The sequence below is a fragment of the Cyclobacterium sp. 10D3-21 genome (assembly GCF_055809755.1).
Genome location: NZ_CM147924.1, coordinates 1,556,463 through 1,568,397 on the forward strand (window position 1 = coordinate 1,556,463; position 11,935 = coordinate 1,568,397).

Below are 11,935 nucleotides of genomic sequence, written 5' to 3' on the forward strand. Positions count from 1 at the left end.
CGGCTAAATAATGAAAGCATTTCCAAAAGTTTTGATACTAAATCAACCTTTTAATACTATTTCGGGAGGAGGTATTACACTCTCTAATTTATTCAAAGGCTGGCCAAAAGATAAACTTGCTGTAGCTTGTTTGGGAAATTTAATAAATGAAAAAACGCAGCTTGATACTTGCGATCAATACTACCAATTAGGGTACAAAGAACATATATGGCGTTTTCCTCTTAATCTAATGAAACGCAAATACCCCTCCGGCCAAATCCAAATTAGTCAAAAAGAAAAAAAGGTGAAGCCAATAAAAAAGTCTGCACTTAGGGAAAAGGCTTTAAAAGGGTATATCAATCCCATGTTGAGGTGGCTAGGTGTATTGAATGGAGCATCAACATTGCAACTTTCACCAGAACTTAAAAAGTGGTTAAAGGATTATAATCCTGATGTAATTTATTCACAAGCCCAACGAAAAGAGGCCATAATTTTTTGTAGCCTGGTTCAACAGTACCTCCAAAAACCAATGGTTTTTCATATGATGGATGATTGGTTGGAAGTTTTACCTGACATAGGATTAATGGGTAATTATTGGCACAAGAAAATTGAGGGTGATTTCAAGGAAATGCTAAATCACTGTGCCCTGCATTTTAGCATCAGCGAACTGATGGCCAAAGCTTATCAGGAAAGATATGGGTTTCAATTTTCTACCTATCACAATCCCATTGAACTTTCTTTTTGGAATAAAAGCCAGCGAAAATCTTATGAATTTGGATCCAAGATTCAAATTTTATATGCCGGCCGTATGGGGTTGGGTATTCAGAGCTCATTGGAAACCATGGCGAAATGTTTGGAAGAATTGAATAAATCCCAGGAAAAGCCAATAGAACTTATTTTGCAGGTTGGAGAAAAACCATCTTGGGCGGACAGCTATTCTTGCATCCGGCACAGGGGATTTGTGCCTTATGAAGAGCTTCCTGACAGGTTTTCTGGCGCAGATATATTGTTTTTGCCCTATGATTTTACACCAGCAGCTACTGCTTTCATAAAATATTCTATGCCTACCAAGGCCTCTGAGTACATGATTTCCGGAACACCAATTTTGGTATTTGCACCAGAAGATACAGCACTGGTAACCTATGCGCAAGATTATCAATGGGCTCAGGTGGTTACGAAAAATGAAGTAAAAGAATTGAAAGCCTCATTGATGGAATTGATCGGTTCAGCGCAATTGAGAAAGAAATTTGCCCGAAAAGCAATTGAGATTGCTGAACAAAGACACGACGCTCTAAAGGTTAGAGAAGATTTCAGGAGTGAAATTTCAGCATTGGCGGATAATACGAACACAACCTTAAACCTTTCTTGAGGATGGCAGCCATATTTTTATATCCCAAAATTGACAAGGTAATAGGATCACCGAATCCTTATGTTTTCAATTTTCAGGAAGCATTGTCTAAAAATCACTTGGTAGTTAATGCTAAGGCACCTAATCGTGGAATCCTGAGTTTCTTTATTTACTTTTTTAAAGCTGATATATTTATTCTTAATTGGCCTGAAACGATTCCAGAAAAAAAGTTTGGAGGCCTGCAAAAAAGGCTTTTTAAGGTTTTTTTAAGGATGACTAAATTGTTCTCAAAAAAGATTGTATGGGTACTACACAACAAAGGGTCTCACCATAAAGGAGAAAATGCCGTAACCCGGGATATGTTCAATAGACTAATACAGGTATCAGATTATATCATTACACATTCCAATGCAGGTAAAGACTTTGTGGCTTCCGTATACCCTCAGTTTATAGAAAAAGTACATGTAATTCCTCATCCATTTACTCAAAAGTTGGGTGATTATCGGAAGGGCGAAAAAAAGTATGATTTTCTTATATGGGGAAGTATTTTTCCCTATAAAGGAATTGATAGCTTTTTGAATTATTTACAAAATACTCCGGAGCTAAAAAAAGCAAAAGTGCTTATCATTGGAAGATGTAAGAATCAGGAATATAAAAGTAAAATTCTTTCTATATTGCCGGAAGGTGCTGATTATAAGGATGAACTACTTAGTCTTGAGGAAATAACTAAGTATTCAGATCAATCGCGTTTTACCATATTTACTTACAATTCCCAAACCGTTATTAGTTCGGGTTCATTGGTGGATAGTGTAAGAATGGGTGCGGTTGTATTGGGACCAGATCACGGCGCATTTAAAGACATGAAGGAACTGGCTTTTATGCATACGTTCAAAGATTTTAATGAAATACCCAAGATAGTCTCAGAATTTGATCCGGATGATGCACGAATAGAAGCGGATAGAAAAACTTTTATGAGGCAAAACACCTGGCAAAATTTTGTGGAAAAAATTGAAAAAATAACAGGTATCTAAACATTATTTAATTTATTCTTTAAAGCAATGAAACAAGTAATTCAAAATTTTAAGACCGGAGAGCTTTATGTAGACGAGGTTCCTGTACCCGCAATTTCTTCGGGTATGGTGTTGGTAGAAAACGAATATTCACTAATAAGTGCTGGTACAGAAAGAAGTACAGTGAAGGTGGCACAAGCCAGTCTAATTGGGAAAGCCAAACAAAGACCTGACCTGGTGGCCCAAGTGATTCAAAATATCAGGAAAGAAGGCTTTAAAGCCACCATGGATAAAGTAAAAACAAAGCTTGATTCATTAAAGGCTTTAGGGTACAGTACTTCAGGGAAGGTGATCGCTTCTATGGACAGCAATGGCACATTTAAGCCTGGTGATAGGGTGGCCTGTGCCGGAGCTGATTATGCTTCCCATTCAGAGGTGATTTCTGTGCCTCAAAATCTTGTAACCAAAATACCTGATAATGTCAGTTCAGATGAAGCGGCATTTACCACTTTGGGTGCAATCGCACTTCAAGGAGTAAGACAAGCAGACCCCAAGTTGGGAGAGAAAGTTTGTGTAATTGGTTTGGGATTGTTGGGGCAAATTACCGTTCAACTATTGAAAGCCAATGGCTGTGCCGTTTTCGGAATTGACATGTCTGAGAAGCTGATTGAACTCGCAAAAGAGTCAGGAGCTGGACAATCCATGCATAGAAATGATTCGAATTTAATTGCTGCTTGTCAGAATTTTACAAATGGGAGAGGATTTGATTCGATTATCATCACTGCGGCAACTCCTACAAATGATCCTATAGTGCTCTCAACTGAAATCGCCCGTAAAAAAGGCAAAATCATCGTGGTTGGTGCAGTGAAAATGGATATTCCTCGAGAGCCTTATTTTTATAAGAATGAATTGGAACTTAAAATATCATGTTCTTATGGACCAGGTAGGTATGATGTTGATTATGAGGAGTTAGGAAAAGACTATCCTTTCGCTTATGTCCGTTGGACGGAGCAAAGGAATATGGAAGCATTTTTGGACTTGATAGCAGCCAAATCCATTAATATTAAACCGTTGATCACCCATTTGTTTGATATCGATGAAGCAGAAAAAGCCTATGATATAGTCATGGGAAAAGTTCAGGAACCACATATAGGGATTCTGCTAAAATACCAGGAATCAGCAAACAAATTCCAATCCATAACAAAGGTAAATAATGAACCTATAAAGGAAATAAATGCAGGTTTTATTGGCGCAGGAAGTTTTGCTCAAAGTTATTTAATACCAAATGTGAAGTCATGGGGAGGCTCTTTAGATGGCGTAATTACCTCTAAAGGAATTACGGCTAAAAGTGTTTCTGATAAATTCAAATTCAATTTTTGCTCTTCTGACGCAAAGGATATTTTTAGTAAAAAAGACATTAATACGGTATTTATCGCTACCCCTCATGTTTCCCATGCACCTTATGTGATTGATAGCCTTAAAGCTGGTAAAAATGTTTTTGTCGAAAAACCTTTGGCAATGAACATGGAACAACTGAAGGAAGTGGTCCATGCGAAGAAAGAATCAACTCAATCTTTAATGGTTGGATTCAACAGAAGATTTGCACCGGTTTCGGAAGAGTTGAAAAAAGAATTCAATAATACTGGAGAACCTCTAGTAATAAATATCAGGGTCAACGCTGGATTTATTCCTAAGGATCATTGGTCCCAGATTCCAGAAGTTGGTGGTGGACGTATTGTAGGTGAAGTTTGCCATTTTATTGATTTAATGCAGTATTTCACTGATTCTGATCCAGTAAAGGTATATGCAGAATCCATCAATACTTCCAATGATCAACTAACTTCAGCAGATAATATGGCAGTAACGGTGAAATTCAGTGATGGTTCGGTAGGTAATCTAACTTATGTAGCCAATGGTGATAAATCCCTTCCAAAAGAGAATATCGAAGTTTATTCTGGAGGAAAAGTAGGAATTATTCATGATTTCAGATCAGGAAGTTTACACAAGGATAATAAGCTTATTAAACTAAAATCGACGGGTAAAGGTCACTTGGAGGAAGTGCATAGTTTTCTGGACAATGTGAAGGAGGGCAAACAAAGTCCAATTTCCTTTGAATCGATTTGTTTAACAACGCTCACAACTTTCAAAATACTTGATAGCCTTTCTACAGGTCTGCCTCAAAGTGTGGCACTTGAGGAAATCATGAATTGAAAGAGTAGTTTCACTTTGAACTAAACTATTTTTAGATGGGGAATGTAGTAAATAAAGCACTTAAATACATCAAGTATTTGACTCCTACAAGTGTCAAGAATCTGATCCGTAAGTTGAAGAGAAGGTACAAAAGGAACCTTACTCTTTCCAAATCGGATCGGATTCCATTGGGGATCTCAGATTTTAAGCAAATTTTAACGGAGGAATTAGGAGTAAAGGAGGGAGACACCCTTATCGTTCATTCTAGTTTTGGAAACATGCATGCAGGATTTTCTCCTCAGGATGCCATTGAAGTTTTGAAAGAACTTGTAGGGAAATCAGGCAATCTTTTGATGCCTTATTATCCTACGGGTCATGCTTATTTTTGGATACAGGAGGCCAATGTATTTGATGTGCATACTTCTCGTTCAGTTATGGGTGTGCTGACGCAGGTTTTCAAGGAATCTGAGGGAGTCCTAGTCAGTCCTCATCCCGTAAAGGCCTTATCTGTTTGGGGAAAAGATAGAGATTGGTTGATTGAGGAGCACCATCAATCCCTCTACCCGTACGACGAAAAAAGTCCTTACTACAAATCCATGCGTTTGCCTGGGAGTAAGACGATTGGGTTGGGAGTGGAAATTAATTCCTTTTTACATTCTTGCGAAGATTTATTTTTGCCCGATAAATTGGAAATTTATTCCGACAAACGATTCCTAGGAAAAATGAATTATTACGGGAAAATGATGGAGGTAGAAACATTTTTACATCAACCAGACAAGGTGAATGCCATTATTTCTCCCTGTGGCTTTCTGAAGGAAACTGATTGCCCGGGATATCTTTCCGTATATCATAAAGGGGGCGTGTTTTATTCTGTAGATCATGAATCGGTGTTTGGGCATGTAAAGAAGTTGTTCGAAGAAGGGATGTCGCGATCGGTTTATTCACAGAAAAAAAATAGCTGAAGAAAATGGAATTTGTAATTTACACAAACACGGTTTGGGACAGCCCACCAAGGTCCAGGCATCAGTTGGCTCATGCCTTGTCGGAAAGCCATAAGGTTACTTTTGTGTCATCCAATTTGGAAGGAAGACCGGGTTTGCAAACCAAAAAAGTGAATGAAAATTTTGACGTGATTATTCCTTCCTTCCCGGTAAGTCGCAGGATAAGGTACCGTCTTCCTTTGGTCAATGAGGGGTATCAGCTTTGGTTGTTCCCTAAATTGAAAAAGCATTTCGAGGGCAAAGACGTAGTCCTTATTTGCACAGATTTCGGTGGACACCTGATCGGCTCTTACTTTAAGAAATTCATTTATTTCGCCAGCGACGATTATATTAATAATGTGAAGATGCCTTTTCCGGTAAAAGCGTACACTTCATTTACTCAAAATAGGCTGATAAAAACTTCCACTTTCTCTATTGCCACGGCAAAGAAGTTGGTAGAAGATTTTCAAAAAGTTAATCCCAGGTCTTTTGAACTTCCATTGGGAGCACCGGAGTTTTCAAAACCGGATGCGGATGCCATTTCTAAAAGAGAACCTGATGGGAAGTTAAAGGTAGTTTTATTAGGTTTTATTGATAAAAAGAAGACGCCACTGGTGTTGATGAATCGAATCCTGAAAATTAATAACGCAGAACTGCACCTAATAGGCCCTATAGCGGATGATTTTGTCGATCACCTTAGTCCTCAGGAAAAGGTCTTTACTTATGGGATCATGACTGGCGATGCGTTAGGGAAACAATTGGAGCAAATGGACGTGGCCATTGCCCCCTATTATATGGATGATCCCAACACAGGAAGGACGCCAAATAAATTGTGGCAATATTTGGCTAGTGGCTTGCCTGCCGTGATTACCAACCTTCCGAATGTGAAGGATTGGGAATTCCCATATGGAACGGTCTACAAAGCCAATACGAATGAAGAGTTTGTCAATCAAGTCATTCAGGCATTTGAAGAAAACAGCAATCCGATTGTCAAAGAACGAATAGCGATTGCGGCCAGAAATTCATGGGGGGCAAGGGCAAACCAGCTCCTGAAATACATTTCTAAAAATTTTTAAGATGAAAAGAAACAGTCACCCCTTAACCCATTTAATTCTAACATTAGATTATGAATTATACGGTGATGGCTCAGGAAGTGTCTTTGATACCATGATTGATCCTACAGATAATTATTTGAGGGTTTGTAAAAAACATGGAATCAAGACCACCATATTTTTTGAAGTGATGGAATACCTCCGCATGAAGGAAATATGGGATGCTGGTAATACCATGGGGTATGATAAAAGCCCAGTAAAAGCCATAGAAGAACAACTGAAAAAAGCTTACCTCGAAGGTCATGATATTCAACTGCACATCCATCCTCATTGGGTAAATGCTACCTATGAAAATGGAAGGTGGAATCCGGATAGTAGGTATTGGAAACTCACAAGGGTCCCGTTAAGTCCGGATGAGAATTTTCCAATAAGTTTGGAGGAATTGATACGTAGAGGTAAAAAAGGTATAGAGGCGATGATTCAAGAAATAGACCCGAGCTATGAATGCAACATTTTTAGGGCTGGGGGATTTAGCATTACACCCTCAGAAGACATTGTAAAGATTCTGCTTAAATTGGGATTTGAGGCGGATTCTTCCGTGATTCCCGGCGCATTTATTGATAACGAGTATTACAAATACGATTTTAGCCACTTAAGCTTGGACAAGCCGTATTGGATGGTTAAGAATGCAGTTGAACAACCGGAGAAGGGGGATGAGGGACTCATTGAGTTACCCATTTTTTCAAAATCAATGGTTAGGTTTCAGAAATATGATCGGCAACGAATCAGAGTAGCTTTAAAAAATAAGCGATCCAATATAGTTAAAATAAAAGATAAGGTAGAAGGCCGAAGTTCTGCCTTGGGTAAAATCAAATTTTTCCTTGAAAAAGAGCACCTTACCTGGGATTTTTGCCTGTTTTCTAAAGGCAAACTTGAAAAGTTTTTAAAATACGCCAGAGAAATAGCCATAAAAGGGAACCATCCTTTTCATCCTTTTGTGTTAATTGGACATTCCAAAGAATTCATTCGTCCCGAAGCCTTCGAAAATTTTGTCCAGTCCAATGGAGAATCATTGGAATTCATTACGCTTAAAGAAGCAGTTCATAAAATAAAAACTGAGCACACGCTAAAATAAACTTTTCTAAAATTACCATCAGCTAAAGTTATGTCTACTGAATCGAATACCTTTTATGAATCTTATTCTAAATTAGAAGCTTTCTGTGTAGCAGAAGGATTCAAAGGCTATGATCCGTACGATAGTCTGAATAGCAAAGTCTTTCAAAAAATACCCTTATTATCCAAATCTAGGATTGCAAAATTAGCTTGGACTCAATTTTTCAAAAGAGCACCCATCAATTTGCGGCCACTATTTGGTGTTCCCAAAGAATTTAACCCCAAAGCAATGGGTTTGTTCTTATCAAGTTATTGTAATTTATATGAAGTAGATCCTCATCCCAATCATATGAAGATGATCAATTTCTTTGGAGATAAAATTTTGGATCTCCAAACCAAAGGATGGAGTGGTAGCTGTTGGGGATATAATTTTGATTGGCAAGCCAGGGCATTTTTTCAACCGAAGTATACACCTACTGTTGTCGCTACCACTTTTATAGCTTGTGCTTTACTTGATGCTTTTGCGATTACCAAGCGGGAAGAATTTTACATAGCTGCAAGGAGTGCTTGTGATTTTGTATTGAAGGACCTTTACCGTACTTATGATGATAAGGGAGACTTTTCATTTTCTTATTCTCCCTTAGATAAAAGTGTTGTGTTCAATGCCTCTCTTTTGGGAGCGCGCTTATTGAGCAGGGTTTATTCTATCTCAAAAGAGAAAGAATTATTTGAGGAGGCCAAGAAAGCGGTCAATTTTGCTTGTGGGTACCAGAAGGAGAATGGTGCCTGGAGTTATGGAACCTTACCATTTCACCAATGGATTGATAATTTTCATACAGGCTACAACCTCGAGTGTTTGTCGGACTATGCTCGTTTTACTGGTGACCATTCCTTTGATGAATATATGAATAAAGGGTTTGATTATTATATCAAGACCTTTTTCACATCAGAGGGCATTTCAAAATATTATAACAACAGTACTTTTCCAGTGGATATTCATGCCCCTACCCAGTTTTTAATTACCCTGGATAAATTGGACCAATTTGAGACTCACAAAGAAATGGCTGTTAAAGTAATGCAGTGGACCATAGAAAACATGCAATCCCCCAAAGGATATTTTTATTATCAGATCAATAAGCATTTTACATCTAAGATCCCTTATATGCGCTGGGCTCAAGCATGGATGTTTTTATCCTTTACGGTTTTATTTAAAAAAGACAAATCATTATATAAAGAGGTTACGCAATAAATATTTTGTGAGACCTTGATTAAGAGGGGTTTTGTGGAATTAAATACCGTAATTAAAGATTAAAAAGCAATAATAAGTTTACTGAAAGATAAATTTGATGAAAGGAGTAAAGAGAGTTTTTATTTGTAATGTCCCAGTGGATTCCCTGACAATGGATGAAACTGTTGCCTTAATAGGTGAGAGCATAAAGAGAAAAGATAACTTGCACCATGTGGTAGTGAATGCCGCCAAGCTGGTAAATGCGCAAAAAGATCCTGAGTTAAAAGCTTCCATAGTTGAATGTGATATAATTAATGCAGATGGGCAATCTATAGTCTGGGCAGCACGTTTTCTTAAGGAGTATTTACCAGAAAGAGTTGCAGGCATTGATCTTATGGACAACTTGGTAGCATTGGCAGCCAGAGAGAATTATAAAATATTTTTTCTCGGGGCTAAAGAAGATGTGGTAAACAAGGTGGTGAAAATATACTCAGAAAAGTATTCTGGAGATATAATTGCAGGATATAGAAATGGGTATTTTGGGCAAGAGGATGAATTGGATATTGCCAATCAGATAAGTGAATCAAAAGCAGATATTTTATTTGTAGCCATGAGCTCACCCAAAAAGGAGATTTTCTTAAATAAGTACAAGGACATAATGAATGTCCCCTATATTATGGGGGTAGGTGGAAGCTTCGATGTCGTTTCTGGAAAGGTTAAAAGGGCACCTGTGTGGATGCAAAATATTTGTTTGGAGTGGTTTTACCGCACGATGCAGGAACCTGGTCGTATGTGGAAGCGATACCTTACAACAAACATTGCATTTGTAAAACTGCTGGTTACTGAAAGGCTTCTACTAACTAAAAAAAAAGCTTAATTAAATAGTTGAAATATTGACAGAAATAGGGAAGCCAAGGTTATTGTTGGTAAATAATTATAGCATGGAGAATGCTTATGCGCTTTGGCAAAAGGGAAAAAGCGGTAGTCACCATGTTTGGGGTAAGGTAGAGTTGGAAGAAAGAGGGAAGGTAGAAGTTGAAATATTTACCCATGAAAAATATCCTATTATCAACAAAATTGGTAGATATTTTCAAATAAAACACCTTGATCAACAATTGAGAGTATTGACTTATGGCAAACATTTTGACATATTGTATGCGCCCTATTCATGGTCAAATACAAGGCTTTTAATTGTGCTAAAGTGGTTGGGTTTATATAAAAAACCGATTTTGGTGACCATTCACCAACCTTTTATGAAAATGAACTCCAAAAATTCGTTTCTAAGGTGGTTGAGCAAGAAATTTTTATTTCAATATGATGGAATTGTTTTTCTTAGTGAAAAACTAAAAGAAAGGACCATCGAGGTGTTGAATGTTAAAGATAAGCGTGAGTTGGCTAAAATTGATACTGCGCAATGGGGCCCTGATACCAAGTTTTATGATAAAGTGGAATGTCATGAAGATAATTCATTGTCCTATTTTATAAGTGCAGGCCATACATCTAGAGATTATGACACGCTAATTGAAGCATTTAAAAAAACGGATTATCAACTCAAAATATTTTGTACACCTAGTTCGAAACCATCAATTAAAGAATTGCCGGCTAACGTTACTATTAACGCAACGGTAATACCTTATGAGGAATTGCTTAAGTTTTACAAAGAATCTATCGCTATATTAATTCCTTTAAAATACCCTGAAAGCCAAGAAGGATGCCAGGGCATGACCAGCTTGCAAGATGTGGTAGCTTTAGGGAAACCTACGGTGATAACAAAAAATCCTATGATAAATATCGATGCTGAAATTGAGGGTTTTGGAATTACGGTTGAGAAAGGAAACGTTCAAGGGTGGGTTGATGCAGTTGAATTAATTGTTAAGGATAAAGCTAAGTTTCATCAAATGAGTAAACAGGCAAAGCGTGTTTATAAAGAAAAATTCAATTCGGAATTATTTGCAGAAAAATTGGAGATGGCTGCTCTGAAAATTCGTTTGAGATAGCTTTGTTGAGAATTAATTTTGATTTTAGGAAATTTGCTTTCCATTTTTAACTAAATAAACATATTTAAGAGATGAAATTGTTTGGTCTTTCCAATGTTTCAATTGAGGACAAATCGGATTATCGATTTGAGGAGTTGAATGAATCAAAGTTTATTGAAAATGTTATTCAAGAATTAAGGGATATTTTAAAGGACAGATTTGATGAATTTGAGTTCTTTATTTATTCCAATCATCGGGTAAACAAAAAGAACCCTGATTCGGGCACAGATATTATGCCTCCAAGTGGGGATTATAAATCAAATAAAAAGAAGATATTACTTTATTTTTCAGATGAAAGAGGTCTGGATCCGAGCAACTTTTCTGACAAATATTATGCGGTTTTTAAATCCTATATTGGAATGAAAGCTTTGGCGAAAAATGTTTTTCCCTTGGCTTTGGGCTATGTCAATTCAGTACCGGAATTCCCTAATAAACCAATCAAGGACCGGAAGTACAATGTTTTCTTTAGAGGAAACCTGAATATGAATAGAATCAATTTCTACCGTGTTTTTTCTAAATGGAAGTTTATATTGCCATCCGAGAATTTTTTGACACATGATTATTACCGAAGGTTTTTGTTGAAATTGGGGAGTGACTTTAGTTCATTTTTTTCCAAGTCCATTGTTATCTTTAATAATGGATTTAAAGCAGGGTTTTCTCCTGAAAAGTATGGTGAAGTGCTTGCAGATTCAAAAATTGTGCTGTGCCCAAAAGGTTTTTTTATGACAGAATGTTTTAGGCATTTTGAAGCGATGAGAGCTGGCTGTGTCATAATCTCCGAACCATTACCTGATACCTCTTTTTATGCCAATTCCCCATTAATTCAGGTAAACGACTGGAAGGAAGGCTGTGAAATTGTACGAGAGTTACTTAATGATGAAGAAAAACTCGAAGAAATTCACCAACAGACGCTTTCCTGGTGGAAAGAAAAATGCTCAGAAAGGGCTACAGCCCAATATATCATTAATAAGATTACAGCATTAGAGCTTAATTAAATAG

The 11,935-nt window shown here is 37.2% G+C and carries 10 protein-coding genes; all 10 read left to right on the forward strand.

Going from position 1 to position 11,935, the window contains the following annotated elements; translation table 11 throughout:
* Positions 1 to 10 precede the first annotated feature (10 nt).
* Positions 11 to 1,348 (forward strand): glycosyltransferase family protein, encoded by a 1,338-nt coding sequence (locus AC0L7T_RS06510; RefSeq protein ID WP_473341688.1) that lies wholly within the window; start codon positions 11 to 13, stop codon positions 1,346 to 1,348.
* A 2-nt stretch (positions 1,349 to 1,350) separates the two neighbouring features.
* Positions 1,351 to 2,358: a glycosyltransferase family protein gene (locus AC0L7T_RS06515; RefSeq protein ID WP_473341689.1), complete on the forward strand. Its 1,008-nt coding sequence runs from the start codon at positions 1,351 to 1,353 to the stop codon at positions 2,356 to 2,358.
* A 27-nt stretch (positions 2,359 to 2,385) separates the two neighbouring features.
* Complete coding sequence (locus AC0L7T_RS06520; protein ID WP_473341690.1) at positions 2,386 to 4,548, forward strand: bi-domain-containing oxidoreductase; 2,163 nt, start codon at positions 2,386 to 2,388, stop codon at positions 4,546 to 4,548.
* A 35-nt stretch (positions 4,549 to 4,583) separates the two neighbouring features.
* Positions 4,584 to 5,489 carry an AAC(3) family N-acetyltransferase gene (locus AC0L7T_RS06525; protein ID WP_473341691.1) on the forward strand — a complete coding sequence of 302 codons (906 nt, stop codon included), beginning with the start codon at positions 4,584 to 4,586 and terminating at the stop codon, positions 5,487 to 5,489.
* A gap of 5 nt (positions 5,490 to 5,494) precedes the next feature.
* A complete protein-coding gene (locus AC0L7T_RS06530) occupies positions 5,495 to 6,583 on the forward strand; it encodes a glycosyltransferase (protein ID WP_473341692.1) in 1,089 nt (362 codons plus the stop codon).
* A 1-nt stretch (position 6,584) separates the two neighbouring features.
* The gene (locus AC0L7T_RS06535) at positions 6,585 to 7,694 is read left to right on the forward strand and encodes a polysaccharide deacetylase family protein (RefSeq protein WP_473341693.1); all 1,110 of its coding nucleotides are present in this window, start codon (positions 6,585 to 6,587) and stop codon (positions 7,692 to 7,694) included.
* A 30-nt stretch (positions 7,695 to 7,724) separates the two neighbouring features.
* Positions 7,725 to 8,921 (forward strand): prenyltransferase/squalene oxidase repeat-containing protein, encoded by a 1,197-nt coding sequence (locus AC0L7T_RS06540; RefSeq protein WP_473341694.1) that lies wholly within the window; start codon positions 7,725 to 7,727, stop codon positions 8,919 to 8,921.
* 97 nt (positions 8,922 to 9,018) lie between these two features.
* Positions 9,019 to 9,777: a WecB/TagA/CpsF family glycosyltransferase gene (locus tag AC0L7T_RS06545; protein ID WP_473341695.1), complete on the forward strand. Its 759-nt coding sequence runs from the start codon at positions 9,019 to 9,021 to the stop codon at positions 9,775 to 9,777.
* A gap of 16 nt (positions 9,778 to 9,793) precedes the next feature.
* Positions 9,794 to 10,897, forward strand: a complete 1,104-nt coding sequence (locus AC0L7T_RS06550) for a glycosyltransferase (RefSeq protein WP_473341696.1) — start codon at positions 9,794 to 9,796, stop codon at positions 10,895 to 10,897.
* A 71-nt stretch (positions 10,898 to 10,968) separates the two neighbouring features.
* The gene (locus AC0L7T_RS06555; RefSeq protein ID WP_473341697.1) at positions 10,969 to 11,931 is read left to right on the forward strand and encodes a hypothetical protein; all 963 of its coding nucleotides are present in this window, start codon (positions 10,969 to 10,971) and stop codon (positions 11,929 to 11,931) included.
* Positions 11,932 to 11,935: the final 4 nt, after the last annotated feature.